The organism is Bacteroides sp. 1001302B_160321_D4 (assembly GCF_015667765.1).
Taxonomy (GTDB): Bacteria; Bacteroidota; Bacteroidia; order Bacteroidales; family Bacteroidaceae; genus Bacteroides; species Bacteroides xylanisolvens.
The window spans coordinates 23,350-39,111 of the sequence record NZ_JADPLO010000041.1 but is presented as its reverse complement, the minus strand read 5'-3'; the positions used below and the strand labels follow the sequence as shown (position 1 = coordinate 39,111).

Genomic DNA, 15,762 nt, shown 5'->3' with positions numbered 1-15,762 from the left:
GAGAAAAGTTATTCTTAACAATAAGAGGCCGCAAAGGTATGAATCCATATCTTTGTGGCTTTTTATTTTTTTCTTACCTTTGGGGGAACTTAACATAACCCCCAAAACTGAAGAACATGAAAAAGATCTTTTTACTCATTTCCGCCATTCTATTTATTTTTCCAGTACAGGCTCAACATACATTGAGACTGATGACTTATAATATTAAAAATGCGAATGGCATGGATGATATTTGTAGTTTTCAACGGGTAGCCAATGTGATAAATAATGCTTCTCCTGATGTTGTGGCTATACAAGAGGTAGACAGTATGACCCGTCGGAGCGGGCAGAAATATGTGCTGGGTGAAATAGCTGAACGTACACAGATGCATGCCTGTTTTGCACCTGCTATAGAGTTTGAAGGAGGTAAATATGGAATCGGACTGTTGACAAAGCAAGTTCCGCTACGTTTACAAACTATCCCTTTACCTGGTAGAGAAGAGGCTCGCACCTTGATTCTGGCAGAATTTGAGGATTATATTTATTGTTGTACTCATCTGTCATTAACGGAAGAAGACCGTATGAAATCTTTGGAAATAGTGAAGTCATTGATTGCTTCCTATAAAAAGCCTCTTTTTCTAGCCGGGGATATGAATGCTGAACCTGAATCCGATTTCATCAAAGAATTGCAAAAGGATTTTCAAATACTCTCCAATCCGGAAAAGCATACTTATCCTGCTCCCGATCCAAAAGAAACCATTGATTATATTGCCGCGTCAAAGCAAAACGCTACCGGATTTGCTATCATATCTGCGAGAGTAGTTAATGAGCCAATGGCTTCCGACCATCGTCCCATACTTGTGGAATTGCGTACTGCTGAAAAGGCAGACAAGATATTCCGTACTAAACCTTATTTGCAGAATCCTGTGGGTAATGGCATTACTGTGATGTGGGAAACAACCGTTCCTTCTTATTGCTGGGTGGAATATGGCACAGATACTACCCGGCTGGAACGTGCGCGTATGATTGTTGACGGTCAGGTGGTCTGTAATAACAAGCTGCATAAAATACGTATCAACGATCTGATACCGGGACAGAAATATTATTACCGTGTATGTTCACAAGAAATATTGCTTTATCAAGCATATAAGAAAGTATTCGGAAATACTGCCCAGTCAGATTTCTCTGAATTTACGCTTCCAGCAACAACCGATACAGATTCTTTCACTGCCATTGTCTTCAATGATTTGCATCAGCATACAAAAACCTTTCGTGCTTTATGCAAACAGATACAGAATATCAACTATGACTTTGTTGTTTTCAATGGTGACTGTGTGGATGATCCTATGGATCACGAGCAGGCAACCACATTTATCAGTGAACTGACCGAAGGAGTGTATGGCGACCACATACCGACTTTCTTTATGCGTGGCAATCATGAAATCCGCAATGCCTATTCTATCGGTTTGCGTGATCATTTTGATTATGTGGGAGATAAAACTTATGCCTCTTTTAACTGGGGAGACACCCGTATCGTCATGTTGGATTGTGGAGAAGATAAACCGGACGACCATTGGGTATATTATGGCTTGAACGATTTTACCCAATTACGTAATGAACAGGTTGATTTTCTGAAAAAAGAGCTGTCTGCCAAAGAATTCAAGAAAGCAAAGAAACGTGTCCTTATTCATCATATTCCGCTTTATGGTAATGATGGAAAGAATCTCTGTGCAGATCTATGGACTAAATTATTGGAAAAAGCACCTTTCAATGTGAGCCTGAATGCTCATACTCATACGTATGCCTATCATCCGAAAGGTGAGTTGGGAAACAATTACCCGGTCATTATTGGTGGAGGGTATAAGATGGACAGTGCTACCGTGATGATTCTGGAAAAGAAAAAAGAGGTGTTAAGAATAAAAGTATTGAATACGAAGGGAGAAACTTTGTTGGATATAACAGTTTGAATATGAATTAAATTATAGAAAAAGGGGGTACCCTTTTGCCCCCCCTCCCCTTTTTCTATAATATTATTAACTACCTCCAGATAAAACGATGAATGATAATCCTATGACAAACAGGATAAACATAACCCCAAGAAGTCTATTTGTCGACTTAGAACTACCAATAAATTCTTTCCAAATAAATACTCCCCATAAGGCAGCGATCATTGGAGCTCCTTGTCCAAGTGCGTACGAAATGGCTGTTCCTGCTTTTTCTGCAGCAATATAACTTAATGCTGTACCTAATCCCCAAATACATCCGCCAAGGATTCCCACCATATGAGTACTTATTTTCCCTGCAAAGTATTCTTTGTAACTTACGGAAGAACCAACAAACGGATGTTTCATTACTAGTGTATTAAAGAAGAAGTTGCTAAGGAAAATGCCAATAGCAAAAATAAAGAATGCAGTATAGGGTGTTGCCATTCCTGGAGTCGGTGACTCAAAGTTGTTCAGGTCCATAGCTGCAGCTACAAAACGATAGAAGAAAGACATGAGTATACCGGCGATAGCTGCTAAAATAATTCCTTTTTTATTGCTGCCAGTATTTTCTTTTTTATTTTTTCCAGCCGCAATACCATTGCATATAATGGCAATAACAATTAAAATGACTCCGCCAAACAGCCAAAAAGGATCTCCTTTTGGAGCACTGAAATAGTTGACAAATACTCCTAAAACTAAAGCTAAACCGACACCTAAAGGGAAAGCGACTGCCATTCCAGCCATGGATACAGAAGCAGAAAGTAAAATGTTGGACGCATTGAAGATTACTCCACCAATCAGTGCGCTGATAATGTACTGGTTATCTAGTTGTTGGATATCTTCAGAGAAACTTCTACCGCCGCTTCCGAAACTTCCTAATGTGAATACCAGAAGTAATGCAAATAGTAAAATTCCAATGGTATAATCCCAGTAGTAGAGCTCATAACGCCAGTTTTTGCTAGCCATTTTTTGGGTATTTCCCCAAGAGCCCCAGCATATCATCGTTATAAAACAGAAGATGACGGCTAGTGTATAACTATTAACTATATACATAATGAATTCTTTTTAAAGTTTTATTTTTTTCCAGTCACTTGATTGACTAGTGCTTTGATAATTGTTTGGATATTTTCTTCTTTCTGCATTATGAGATATTGGTGTTTCCCATTTTCAGAAGTAGAAAAAATACTTTGTCCGATGCTGTCTATGGTGATTATTCCTTTCTCCGATAAATTGAAATAATTACTTTCCGGTTCTATTGCCTGTAATACAGATGTCAGATCCCAGGTTTCCCGGTCATAGGGCATTCTCTGATATATTTTATATGAAACGCAGAGAGGATGTTTATAGCTGTCGGGAAAATCGTTCAATATACTTTGATGAGGATATAGGATGCTAGTTCCTATTTCCCAACCACTGGCAATAATAGGTGTCGGCCATTCTTTAAAAGTTGTTTGGGCAGCATTCAGGTCTTGGAGAATATTCCATTCCGGGTGATCTACTCTTTCATCAAAACGCCCTGCCATGACAGATAGAACTTTAACTTTGCGAGCGATGAGAGATTTACCATTTAATGTGCTATATTCATCTGGCTCGGAAGTAAGCAATCTGGCCAGGTTCGTTTCCGGTCCTACGGCTATGAATACGACAGAACTGTCTTTTTGTGCGGCTAACATTTTACGTAATAGTTTGTATCCTTCCGGTATACTATTATTGATACTCCTCTGTGGGAATAGAATTTTATTTCCATCAATGATTGTATCTATAGTTTGGCGGAGATAATTACCATCTTCAGGATTAACTCCATTGTATGCATATCCCAACGGAATATCATTTCTCCCATTAAGGCGACAGTATCCGTCAATATATTCTATAGTATAAGGATTGGATTTACTGATTGTGATTCCTAATAAATCGATTTTACCCGCTTTTTCATAATTGAATAACATTTGCATGGCCAATACGTCGTCAATATCATTGCCGGCATCAGTATCAAATATAACAGGTATACAAGTCATTTTTTCTTCGTGCCTTGTGCAAGAGCACAAGGTCGAGAATACGAGAATAGCCAAAAGGATACTTTTGTTTAACTTTGGCAAAAAGCAGTTCTTGAATAATTTGTAATGCATATGCTGTAATTTATAATTATTTTATATCTGTTACACATCGAACAGGATAAGCTTTTCTATTCGAAGTATATTCATCAATTCCCATATTACCATTAGCGTCTATCCAAATGGTTTGTCTATCCCAGTTTTGAGGTGAGTTGGGACGTGATATACTAGTGATATTTGCTGGCCACCATGTTTCTTGGTAACCTGTTTCGTTATGGCGGTATCCCGATTGTGGTAAGAAAATTCCTCCTTTCATATCCTCTTTAGTTGCAAGTACTCCTTCACTTCGGGCAATTCCTACAATGGCACCAGGTATTGCAAAGTGGCTGTCTTGGGGTTCTTTCCATGTGAATTTAGGTTCTGAAGATGTACCTACCAGATTTTTAATTTCTTCAATTGTCGGTACTCTCCATCCTGGCGGGCATGGATTATTTTCGTCCCTCCATGTATTATATCCTGTATCATAATATCCTGTCTCAAATCCCTTAGGGCAGTTTCGATCTTCGTTAGGACTGCTGTTTGGATATCCTATTTTTGAATCATATTGGTATAATAATCCGCGTGTATCCGGACTGGCTGTAAAAGTGTTAGGTTCGGCGACGTCACTATTAGCCCAAACAAGTCCGTTGATTATTGTGCCTTCACCTTGGCTGACCTTTAGCGTGTAATTAAGTTCACCGGACGTTATAGAAATAGCAGCGGTTCGTGCTTTTTCATTTCTTAAATCAGAGACATGAATAGTAAAACTACCGATTCCTGTTCCCGTTTCATTGCTTAATGTACACCAGGAAATAGCTTCTTTATTGACACTTGCTTGCCATTCTGCTCTACATGTAACAGTAACAGTATACTCTTTGGCTTGTGCCGAAGCTATAATTGCTTCGGGATCAATACCTAACGAAGGTTTTGCCAATTGGGTAATTGTGACCTTTTTAGTTTCACTACCGGCTGTTATGACAAGAGTTGCATGTCGGTCATCCAAGACGTTCTTATAAGATTCTATCATTAGTGAATATACTCCGTTTCCGTTTAGTACAGTTGGCAATAAAAAAATCCATCCATTTTCTTCTGCAGATTCATAAATAATATTTGCTTTAGATGCAATATTACAAGAAATAGGTATGTTGATTGTACCACCATTATATTCTGCTTGAATACTTTCTTTTTCTATAATTAGATTGGGCGAGTCATCATCCTGGCATCCGACTAATAATGCCATAAATAATATTTCTATTATGAGAATACTCTTTTTCATATCATTGGATTTATAAATTTAAAATTGTATTTTATAAACAATACATGGTTCCAGCGAGAGTTGATTTCCTGTTGGTGTCATTTTTTCATCAGAAACCCAGTTGCCATTAATGTCATAATACCCCTTTTCTATATTTTTTATTTGTATATTTCTGAATGTCATTTGATCGTTTTGAGTAGATGCAACGACTAGATAATTATTCCTCTCTACTGCAAAAGCGACTCCTCTGGAACTAGTGCTCCATTTGATGCCCGCATGAGTAGTATTCTGGTTTTCTGTAGTTTGCTCTTGTCCGTCATCATACTTCAAATTGAAACCAATAATATCTTTGGCGTCTGCGGAAGCCAAATCTACCCATGCTCCTTTGAATATTTTGAAAGCATCTACAATTCGCTGTGTATGTGGTTTGGGGGTGAAATCCGGATTATAAACTCCTCGTAATGTCCAGTCTACCAAATAAGGGTGAGGAGTGGTAATAACTTCGAATATTTCATATCCGCATCCAAGGCTTATTGCTTTTAAGGTAAGAAGATCATTATTGGCGTATTCACCACCATTTTCTGCAATGTGGCCATAATTATCTTTTATTTTTCGTAATCTTCTCAGTTTGCTGTCTATTCCTAACATATTGTTTTCATAAGGATCCAGTCCTACATAATCTATTCCTGCTGTAGCTGCGATTTCTGCACTTCTTTCCATATAATCCGAATATGTTGTTGTTTGATTTACTCGTGTGTAGCAATCATATGCGGAGTTTTTGACAACTTGCCCTAATTGGTCCAGCATTGAGATCAAGTCCGGCCATAACTGTTCTGGACTATATCCATGTTCCTGATTGTGTCTTGTTGCTAACATGTCGGGCTCATTTTCTACTTGAATACCAATAACAGTGTGTTTCTGACCATGGTTATTGTCATAATGATAAATGGCGTCCATCATTTGTTTCAACGCTTTAGATTCGCGTTCAACTAAAGCTGGAGTATTAGGTTTCAGATAATAGTGTTTTCCTAACCATCCTTCAAATGCTGCACTAGGCTTAAGGTCAGGGTAAGTTGAGGTATTGTTTATTACATAGTCGGGAATATAACCTTCTACAGAATAACCGCACATATAACTACCAAACCATAGAATTTCCAACTTTAGTTGGTATCTATCGCATAATTCAATATATTTTTCTACTAATTCAGTATTATAAATGTCCTTTTCAGCTTCAACATCTTTCCACGCAACTGGTACTTGTACGACTAATATATTCATGTTGGCAGCTAATTCAAAATAAGGTGCCAGTTCCTCCGGTGTCTTTTTATCCAGTTGTAAAAAGAAGTCAGTACGTAATTGAGCTCCTAACATTAAGAACGGTTTTCCGTTAACCATCAGATGCTTGGTTATAATTGTATTATTAGGATCTATCTCATTTGCATTACTACAGGCGAAGAGAGTAGACAAGAAACAATATAATAAAAATTTGAGTTTTCTCATGATTCTTTCATTTTAAATTTATTATTGTAATAACTTAAGAGAGTTCTTATTGGGCTCCCTGTCCTGCTTGTAGCGGCCAACCGGGGTTTTGATATAACGGTGATGCTGAAATGTCACTAGCACCGGTAATCAAAAAATGTTGTATAGCTATCGGGTCAAGATAATGAGCCATGTTCCAACGGTAACCGTCATAAACACGGTTATTGGCTATGATATGGAATGGAGCTAAATATTTGCTGAAAGATTGTGGTGAAACATTTTTATTTTGTTGCAATCCGTCCTGATTGGATTTTAAGAAATCTGCATTATTAGTCATTTCTTCCCACAAGTTCATACCTAAGATATGATAAGGGGTATTTATCATCTGATCCATGGATCTCCAACGTCTGATGTCTGCAGAGCGAAACCCTTCTGCCATTAGTTCACAGCGGCGTTCCCGACGAATGTTAAATAGAGTCGGGTCAACTAAATTTCCGGCAGAATAGGCTCCCCAGTCTGTCTGGCTCTCCGTAATCATGTTAGTGTTATCAATTGTAATATTGTAATCTCCTATTTTTGAACGATCTCGAATTGCTTTCCAATATTTTTTAGCATCACCGTCCAGTGTTCCGGATTTCTCATAACATGATTCCATATAGTTTAAGTAAGCCTCTACAGCTCTGAATATGATGCATCCAACAATACTTCTGTCACGAACAGAATAGGCTCCATTAAAATTCAATCCTTTACGTATTGTTAACCCTGTAGTATATTTCATAGAGGATGTTGAGTTTACGATATTCGGATAGGGTTCTATTTCATAAGATTCCGGCCCCGGTGATGAATGTAGATTCCTATTGCCGGGCTTTTTAAAGAAAATTTCAGCACGTGAATCTCTTCCATGGGTTATTTGAGTAAGATTGGAATCTCCATTATATTCACTGCCTGTAGCATAAATAGGTTTACCATTGTTCATTACAAATGCGTCAAGCATGCTTTTTGTCATTCCCCAGCCTTGATTAGCAGCTGCAGCAAATTCGACAACGGAATTTACGACTCCTGCCGCTTGACTATATTGTTTCCAAAGCAGTACTTCCGGATAGGTACTCATGTCGGAGGCACCGAACATATCAAAATAGGAATTAGAAGCTTCGTTAGCAGTATTTTGGAATACTCCGGTGTTATCTACCAATCCATATTTATCCGCTACAATCTTAGACTCGTCCATTGCTTGGGTGAGAAAATAATCAATTTCTTGATCAATTCCACCTAAAGGATAGGAGTAATCTTTGTTATAATCTTTATCTTTTCCTGGCCAGTTCGGACCATTAGGTACAAATGCTGTACCTTTGAAATATTTCAGCCATGTTCCTTCATACAATGCAACTCTTGATTTGAATAGATGAACGCAGTCTTGACTAAGTCTGTTGGTTCCTCCTACCGGGGGAGTATTTTGCATATATTCAAGTGCTTTATCCAGATCGGAGAGGATGAAGCGTGCAACCTCATTACGGGGCATACGTTTGCTTTCGGCAGTAAGCGCTTCAAGATTGTCTGGTAAAGTCTTGGTGATGATTGGGAAGTCACCTAACGCTTTCAGCTTAGCGAAATATTGCCAGGCTCTGAAAAAATAAACTTCTCCAATATAATGACGAATGTTGGGATCAATGCCTGTTATACTTCCTTTTTCGTAGAGTGGCAGTACAAAATCCAAAAAATAGTTACAACGATAAATCGTGGTAAATTCGTATGAACCGCCAGTTTGCCCTACTCTCCAATATCCAGGTGCGAAGATATCACTAGGAGTTACGTAAGCCATGTTGTCGGTGTTGTTATCATCTGACCATCTTCCCCAGCTATTTGTACCATGTACTGGGAAGGTATTGTATAAATCTGTGGCATATGCTGCAATATTTTCTTCTGTCGATAGATATTGTTCAGGAGAAAGTTGGGATAACGGCTCCTGGTCGAGGAATTTATTACAACCGGTTAATAGTGTCAGCGATATACAAGTTAGAAATATTTTGGTTTTCATAATTGTAAGATTTAAAATGTTACACTCAATCCCATTGAATAGGTTTTAGTCAATGGATATACATTCCCTTCACCATTTTCACCGATGGTTTCAGGATCAAACAGGTCTTTCATTTTTGTGAAAGTGAATAAATTCTCTCCGGAAACGAATATGCGGCAGTTAGTAATTCCTATTTTGTTAGTAATCCTGGAAGGCAGAGTATATCCTAATTGTAAGTTCTTGATGCGCATATAAGCTGCATTTTGGAGATACATACTTTGTACCTGATAGTTTTTGCCATTGTCCAGGTGAGGACGTGGATAATAACTATTAGTATTCAATCCGAGTGGATGATCGGGATCATCGCGATAATAATTCAGATGTTGTTTCAAAACCATTGTCCCCCATTTGCTACCTCCTATTGAACCAAAGAAATATTTACTTCGTTGGAAATAATCACGTTTTCCAACTCCTTGTAAGAATAATCTAAAGTCTATTCCTTTCCAATCGGCTGTGATATCGATGCCGTAATTAAAACGTGGTGTCGTATTTCCTATAACAACAAGATCTCCATGATCTTCTACTGTATTTGCTCCAGTATCTATACGTCCGTCTTTGTTCACATCTTTAAACATAATATCTCCAGCTTGCCAGTCAGATCCTAAGCTGCTTTGTCCACCATTGGGCAGCGATGCCAAATGTTCGAGCATTTGATCGTCAGAGCGGGCAATACCAATAGATTCATATCCCCATATTTGTCCCCATTTCATGCCGGCATAGTATTTGTTTAAGGTTCGGGATGGATTTGAGTAGCGAGTGATTTTAGCTTGTGCGTCTGACAGTACGAAACGAATACCGTAGTTCAGGCTGTTGAACGCTCTGTCTCTCCATGCAATCTCAAGTTCGAAACCCTTAGTCTGCAAGTCTGTATTATTTGTATTGGGTACATTGGTTCCCAATATAACAGGCAGTTCATCTGCTGGACCTATCATGTTTAATGTCTTTCGTATGAAATAGTCGAAGGAACCTGTTAATCTATTGTTTAATAAACTAAAGTCCAAGCCTATATTCCATGAACGTATTTCTTCCCAAGTAAGTGTTTTGCTTATAAGAGAAGGTGGCCATGCTATATTGGTTTTTTGACCATTGATTAGCCAGCTACCGGAGACATTGGCAAATCCCATTGCTTGGTAGGTTGGGTAATATGAACTTGTGTTCTGATTCCCTAGTGAACCATAAGATGCACGGAACTTAAACGTGTTGATATACGGTTTTAATGGTTCAAAGTAAGCTTCTTTTGCTATGTTGTATCCTATTGAAAATGAAGGGAACAATCCCCAACGATTGTCGGAGCGGAAGCGGGAAGAACCGTCATATCTAAGGTTAGCCTCTAACAAGTATTTTTCCATATAGTTATAATTGAGACGTCCAAAGAAGCCGGCGGTCCTCCAACGATTATAGTCACCTGCTACATTGGGTGGAACTTGTTCGCCGTTAAATAATCCTGAAGAGGTGTTGATGGTAGGTATATCCGGGACAATAAGTCCTTCCTTTTGGGCATAGACAGTTCTGGTGTTGTATTGTTCAGCTTGAAATCCTGCCATAACCTTGAAATAATGCCGGTCTGCAAATATCTTTTCATAATCTGAGTAAGCGTTTATATTTATATATTCATTTCTACCTACATCTTCTGCTACTCCGGAGTGTTCATCCCATACACTGCCTGGAGTTATACCGTCAATACAAGTTTGAGATACAGGTATTGTTTCGGTGTGATTAAAATAAGAGCGATAGCGATAATTTACGTCTCCTACAATTCTCCACCCTTTGATTGGTTCAAATACCGCATTAAATTGGTGTACTTGAGTCGTATTTGAAATTTTCATTTGTCCTCCATCACGAAAACGGAGTACTGTGTCATTAAAAAGATTCCCGTTCGGATCATACAGGGGGGCTACCGGCCATAAATATTGTCCGAATAGTTGGAACATTTCATCACTCATAACTCGGGGTTGGTGATAATCTTCCCGAATATATCGGGTACTGTAACCCAACGTAAGGAATTTGTATGGTTTCACTTCCATTTTCCCAAATAAGTTTAGCCTTTTCAGACCATCTAAATTCCAGTTTAGCGTTCCGTCTTCTGTCAAATAGTTGGCAGACATAAAATAGTTCATTTTCTCATTTCCACCATTGATACTGAGATTATGCTCTTGTCCGGTAGTCATATCTTTGTAGAATACATCATAGTAGTCTATATTGTCATTACCTTCCGTGTATGCTGTTCCCCATTGGTCTCCTACAGGAATAGTTGAATAAGAGATTTTTCCGTCTATGTAATCTTTGATTCGTTGTAAACGTGCCGGACTGATATCATCTCCATTGCCATCATTATGTGCTCCATCATTGAAAAACAGTGCCCATGAATAGGAATCAGCCTGACTAGGCATATTAATGGGAACGTTGAAACGAAAATTGTTATTGTAATTGATAGACGTTTTTCCGGCTTTTCCTTTTTTAGTTGTAATCAGGATAACCCCGAAAGGAGCGCGTGAACCATAAATTGAAGAGGCGGCAGCATCTTTCAAGACTGATATATTTTCTATATCTTGTGGATTGATACTATAGGGATCTCCTTCCATTCCGTCAATAAGTACAAGCATATCTCCATTGGAACCTTGACCAATAGTAGTTAACCCGCGTAGCTGCATATTAGGATTCTTGCCGTATAACTGCCCGCTTTGTTGCTTGATAGTTAACCCGGGAACTTGTCCTTGTAATGCTAGTACTGTATTTCGTACAGGCATTGATGTTAATTCTTTAGAGCCGACTGTGCTGACTGAACCTGTTAGGTTTACTTTCTTTTGGGTTGCGAAACCAACGACAACAACCTCATCAAGTAATTGATTGTCTGCTTCTAATGTTATGTTTATCTTTTCTTTTCCATTTACGGCTGTTTTTTGAGTTTTATATCCGATACAGCTAAATTCAAGAGATGCATCAGGTGTTGCTTTGATTTGATAGAACCCATTTATATTGGTTATGGTACCTCCTTTCTGAATATCTCCTTTTTTCACAACGACAGATACTCCAATTAATGGTTCACCTTCGCTGTCTTTTACGAAACCGGATATATTATTCTGTGCATACATGTTCATTGTATGCATAATGAAGTAGCCTAGAATTACTATTAGTTTATAATATTTAGTGCAGTCAGAAACTAATAGAATCATTTCCTTTAATAGTTTAAAAGGGTGTTTCGGGTAGTTTTTCATGATTCATTAAATTTAATAAGGTTGATTCGTTTTCTAAAATGAAGTGTTTTACTTCGTCGAGAGTAGGGATAGATGGTTGGGCACCTGATCGTGTAACAGCAATCGCGGCTGCGGTATTGGCGAAACTCAGTGCTTCCCGATCTATTTCCCTTTGGGCGCAAAATACAGCTAGTGCTCCACAAAAAGTATCACCAGCCGCAATAGTATCAATCGCATTTACTTTACAACCGGGAAGCTGAATTGTTTCTTTTCTATTTTTCATGTACACACCTTGACTTCCCAGTGTGATAACTACATTACTTGTACCCGCTTTCAACAATGTTTTGGCAATTTCCTCGAGGTTATTATCTGTATAATCAATTCCTGAGATGAATGCTGCTTCCAGTTCATTGACAACTAGTATATCAATGGCTTTCATCAGTTCTTCATCAATCAGACAGGCGGGTGCGGGATTAAACAATACCTTTTTACCTTTTTGCTTTGACGATAGAGCTATTTTTTTTATTGTTTCATAAGGAATTTCAGCCTGCATGACGATGATATCAGCCTCATCAATTACTTCTGAGAAATGGGTAATCGAACCGGGCAATAAAGAATAGTTAGCCCCGGGAGCTACTGCAATACAGTTTTCACCACTGTTGGCCACAAAAATCAGTGCGGTTCCTGTGGGATGATTGACATCATCAATAATGTAATCAGTGGCAATACCTTCTTTCTTAAAGTGATTTTTTAAGATATCTGCATACATGTCATTCCCCAAAGACGTGACAAACGTCACAGAGCCACCAAGCCTGGCTGCCGCCACAGCTTGGTTAGCTCCTTTGCCTCCGAGAGACTGCATGAAATTTGCATCTCCGACTGTTTCGCCGGGTGCCGGGAGATGGCTGACTTGTGCAACCATGTCGATGTTTGAACTTCCAATAACTACTACTTTCATTTGAATCAGATTTATGTGATTAACCTAGGCTTTATTTGTTTTATAAAATAACTTCTCTTTTATATGGAATAGCACTTTGAGCTCCGATGCGTGTTACGGCAATAGCTGCTGCTGCATTCGCAAATCTTACAGATTCTGCCAGTGAATACCCTTTCGAAAGATAAACGCTGAATGCTCCACAGAAGACATCTCCTGCCCCTGTTGTGTCGATGGTTTCTACTTCTTTGGCAGGAACCATGGTATATGTATCTTTTTCTTTGACATAGGCTCCGTCTTTTCCTAAAGTGATGACAACATTTTCTATTCCTTTCTCTCCAATGGCTTTAGCTGCTCGGTGGGCGCTTTCGATATCCATCACTTTAATTCCTGATAACATCTCTGCTTCTATACGGTTAGGCAATATAGTGTGTACATTCTTTAAGAATAAATTACTTAATGTAGACGCAGGTGCCGGATTTAGTATTACTTTCTTACCATATTTGTAGGCAATAGTAGCTGCATACTCCACTGTTTCTATCGGAACTTCAAGTTGCATGAGTATGATATCAGATTCCTTAATTTTCTCTTCAGCTTTGTTGATATCTTCTATTGAGAGTGATCGGCTGGCACCCGGCGCTACAATAATACTGTTTTCACCAAACGAATCGACAGAAATAAGTGCTACACCTGACGGGCTTTTCTGATCGGTAAAGATGAATTCGGTATTGATTTTCTCTGACCTGTATATTTCTAAAGCTTGCAAACCGAATAGGTCATAACCAATCTTAGAGATAAATGTTACTTCGGAGCCTAGTCGGGCTGCTGCAATAGCTTGATTAGCTCCTTTGCCGCCGGGGTTCATATAGAAGGTCCCGCCTAAAATGGTTTCTCCAGGGACTGGTAGCCTGTTAGCCTTTACAACCATGTCGGTATTGCAACTACCAATGACTACGATTTTGGGTCGATGACTAGATATAGTTTCCATAATATTTAAAATTAAGATGATGCAAATAAAAGAAATAATAATGCTTCGTTTTTTACATTAATAATTCATTTGTATAATTACAAATTGAGTATATGGTATTTAATTCTCTTTTTTATAAGTGAATTATAAATTGTAATATCGTATAGTTTTGTATAATTTCAAATTGAAAAACTGAAAATAGAATGAGTGCTTTTTATATAGGGAATATGGATTGTAGGCTTTGTTCTTTTAAATTTCTTTAGTATTTGTATGCCTTCTAAGGACTTCTGACAGTTTCTCTTTCCGGATTTTCGATTCTATCCATGCTGTAAAATCGAAGAGACGTAAAAGTTGGTTTTCGTATTTATCATTATATAATTCTTGTATTTCCGGAGATAGCTTTTCCCAAAAAGCTTCCCGGTCTTTAAGCAGAATAGGGAGATTCCTTTTATTCAGGAACCATAGAATAATTCGTTCGGTTTTAAATGTTTGCTCTTTAGGAGAGGAGAGACTTCTGGTGATGGAGCGTGATTCGTGCCTAATCAGTTCGTATTCTTGTGTTTCGTAATAGGCGATGAGGCGAACCAAGCGAATAGTTCTCATCAGTGGTAGATATTTAATATTGTGGTCGATGATAGCGTTACTTATATATTTCTTTGCTGCTTTATAGTTTTGGTTACCAATATGTATGAGGGTTGTATAAAGTAATAATTCACTTTTACGTATGGGACTTAACCATGCTTCTTTATTGTAGAGCGATTCCTGATAGTGGTTCATGAGTTCTGTACAATTAAGGAAGTCACCTTTATCCAGATAAGGAAACAGCTCGTATTGAAAGAGCAGGCAGGTAGCATTCACTTTGAACTCAAGTGACGAGTCTTCTGCTATCAATTCTTTTAATTTTTCAATAAAGTAGGGCATCTCATCATAGTTGCCTACTGATCGTAGACTTCCGAGTACTCCTTCAAGTACGGATAAATAATAAATGGGTGGGTTTGACCAGAATTGTTGATTCTGTTCAAATAGACGGTTTAGTTCTTTGTAAGAGTTCAGGGCAGCTCTATAGTCCCCTGCTCCCATTAAATAATTTGCTTGAAAAAGTTTATGATTTCGTGTCAATTCAAAGTTCCCTTCCGCTTCGGAGGAAGCTGCTATATAAAGTTCGTTGACCATCAGGTCATTCATGTCTTGTTTTTGTTTAGCTGTTCGGATGGCGCCAATGTGCGAAAGACGATATTTTAATAAGTTGTGTAAAGAAGATTGCTCTGTGATTTTCCGGATCTTTTTTAGTGCTTCGTTTTGGATGAAATGTTTATGGAAAAGTTCCTGCTCCGTCATGTTGGGGAAGTTTAGTCGAAGCAAATATTCTAATTCTAACTTTTGTGCAATTGTCAGTATTTCATTGTTCTCGTAAAATTGCGCCTGTTTTATTGTATCGGATAAGATTTCGAAGCATTCTTCAAATAATGAACGTTCATATAGCATACGAGCCTTGCACAAATCGTTCAGCAGATCATAATAAACATCTTTCTTTTTGCGCAGAGTGAGCAAAGTATCTACTAGTTTTTCATATAGATATTGAATAGACACTTCAAAAGAACCATTGGGGCGGCGTTTATAAAACTCCTCTTTTACTATATTCCCATTTGGCTGTTTACTCTTAGTAATAATGTCATAAATCACCAGATAGTCTTTTTCCTCCTTGTCTTTGATGACTTGCAAGGAGAAGTGTTTTTTTTCTGATTTTGATAGAGAATATATAAGAGATATAACAGAATCGACTCTTTTCATGGAAGCCCTTTCAA

Annotated in this window: 10 protein-coding genes; 1 reads left to right on the top strand and 9 read right to left on the bottom strand. The window is 38.2% G+C overall.

What is annotated here, in order from left to right; all coding sequences use genetic code 11:
• Positions 1-116 precede the first annotated feature (116 nt).
• Complete coding sequence (locus tag KFO40_RS16140; RefSeq protein WP_211146577.1) at positions 117-1,946, top strand: endonuclease/exonuclease/phosphatase family protein; 1,830 nt, start codon at positions 117-119, stop codon at positions 1,944-1,946.
• A 66-nt stretch (positions 1,947-2,012) separates the two neighbouring features.
• Here the strand turns inward: KFO40_RS16140 and KFO40_RS16135 are convergent, their stop codons facing one another.
• The 9 genes from KFO40_RS16135 to KFO40_RS16095 all read right to left on the bottom strand — a co-directional run bounded on the left by KFO40_RS16135 (position 2,013) and on the right by KFO40_RS16095 (position 15,748).
• On the bottom strand, positions 2,013-3,017 hold the full coding sequence (locus tag KFO40_RS16135) for a GRP family sugar transporter (protein WP_211146576.1): 1,005 nt from the start codon (positions 3,015-3,017) through the stop codon (positions 2,013-2,015).
• 20 nt (positions 3,018-3,037) lie between these two features.
• Positions 3,038-4,090 carry a nucleoside hydrolase gene (locus KFO40_RS16130; protein ID WP_004302455.1) on the bottom strand — a complete coding sequence of 351 codons (1,053 nt, stop codon included), beginning with the start codon at positions 4,088-4,090 and terminating at the stop codon, positions 3,038-3,040.
• Between the two features lie 16 nt (positions 4,091-4,106).
• Positions 4,107-5,330, bottom strand: a complete 1,224-nt coding sequence (locus tag KFO40_RS16125) for a BACON domain-containing protein (protein ID WP_211146575.1) — start codon at positions 5,328-5,330, stop codon at positions 4,107-4,109.
• Between the two features lie 18 nt (positions 5,331-5,348).
• Positions 5,349-6,809 (bottom strand): DUF4978 domain-containing protein, encoded by a 1,461-nt coding sequence (locus KFO40_RS16120; RefSeq protein ID WP_004302450.1) that lies wholly within the window; start codon positions 6,807-6,809, stop codon positions 5,349-5,351.
• Between the two features lie 46 nt (positions 6,810-6,855).
• Positions 6,856-8,823 (bottom strand): RagB/SusD family nutrient uptake outer membrane protein, encoded by a 1,968-nt coding sequence (locus KFO40_RS16115; protein WP_004302448.1) that lies wholly within the window; start codon positions 8,821-8,823, stop codon positions 6,856-6,858.
• Positions 8,824-8,834: 11 nt separating this feature from the next.
• On the bottom strand, positions 8,835-12,077 hold the full coding sequence (locus KFO40_RS16110; RefSeq protein WP_004302446.1) for a SusC/RagA family TonB-linked outer membrane protein: 3,243 nt from the start codon (positions 12,075-12,077) through the stop codon (positions 8,835-8,837).
• A complete protein-coding gene (gene rbsK, locus KFO40_RS16105; protein WP_004302444.1) occupies positions 12,049-13,014 on the bottom strand; it encodes a ribokinase in 966 nt (321 codons plus the stop codon). The genes KFO40_RS16110 and rbsK (KFO40_RS16105) overlap by 29 nt, the downstream gene beginning before the upstream one ends.
• A gap of 40 nt (positions 13,015-13,054) precedes the next feature.
• On the bottom strand, positions 13,055-13,978 hold the full coding sequence (gene rbsK, locus KFO40_RS16100; protein WP_004302442.1) for a ribokinase: 924 nt from the start codon (positions 13,976-13,978) through the stop codon (positions 13,055-13,057).
• Positions 13,979-14,206: 228 nt separating this feature from the next.
• Complete coding sequence (locus KFO40_RS16095) at positions 14,207-15,748, bottom strand: hypothetical protein (RefSeq protein ID WP_032851824.1); 1,542 nt, start codon at positions 15,746-15,748, stop codon at positions 14,207-14,209.
• Positions 15,749-15,762: the final 14 nt, after the last annotated feature.

Coding starts and splice junctions, on each gene's coding strand:
- rbsK (WP_004302442.1), bottom strand. CDS start 13,978: ATGGAAACTATATCTAGTCATCGACCCAAAATCGTAGTCATTGGTAGT.
- KFO40_RS16110 (WP_004302446.1), bottom strand. CDS start 12,077: ATGAAAAACTACCCGAAACACCCTTTTAAACTATTAAAGGAAATGATT.
- rbsK (WP_004302444.1), bottom strand. CDS start 13,014: ATGAAAGTAGTAGTTATTGGAAGTTCAAACATCGACATGGTTGCACAA.
- KFO40_RS16095 (WP_032851824.1), bottom strand. CDS start 15,748: ATGAAAAGAGTCGATTCTGTTATATCTCTTATATATTCTCTATCAAAA.
- KFO40_RS16115 (WP_004302448.1), bottom strand. CDS start 8,823: ATGAAAACCAAAATATTTCTAACTTGTATATCGCTGACACTATTAACC.
- KFO40_RS16130 (WP_004302455.1), bottom strand. CDS start 4,090: ATGCATTACAAATTATTCAAGAACTGCTTTTTGCCAAAGTTAAACAAA.
- KFO40_RS16125 (WP_211146575.1), bottom strand. CDS start 5,330: ATGAAAAAGAGTATTCTCATAATAGAAATATTATTTATGGCATTATTA.
- KFO40_RS16135 (WP_211146576.1), bottom strand. CDS start 3,017: ATGTATATAGTTAATAGTTATACACTAGCCGTCATCTTCTGTTTTATA.
- KFO40_RS16120 (WP_004302450.1), bottom strand. CDS start 6,809: ATGAGAAAACTCAAATTTTTATTATATTGTTTCTTGTCTACTCTCTTC.
- KFO40_RS16140 (WP_211146577.1), top strand. CDS start 117: ATGAAAAAGATCTTTTTACTCATTTCCGCCATTCTATTTATTTTTCCA.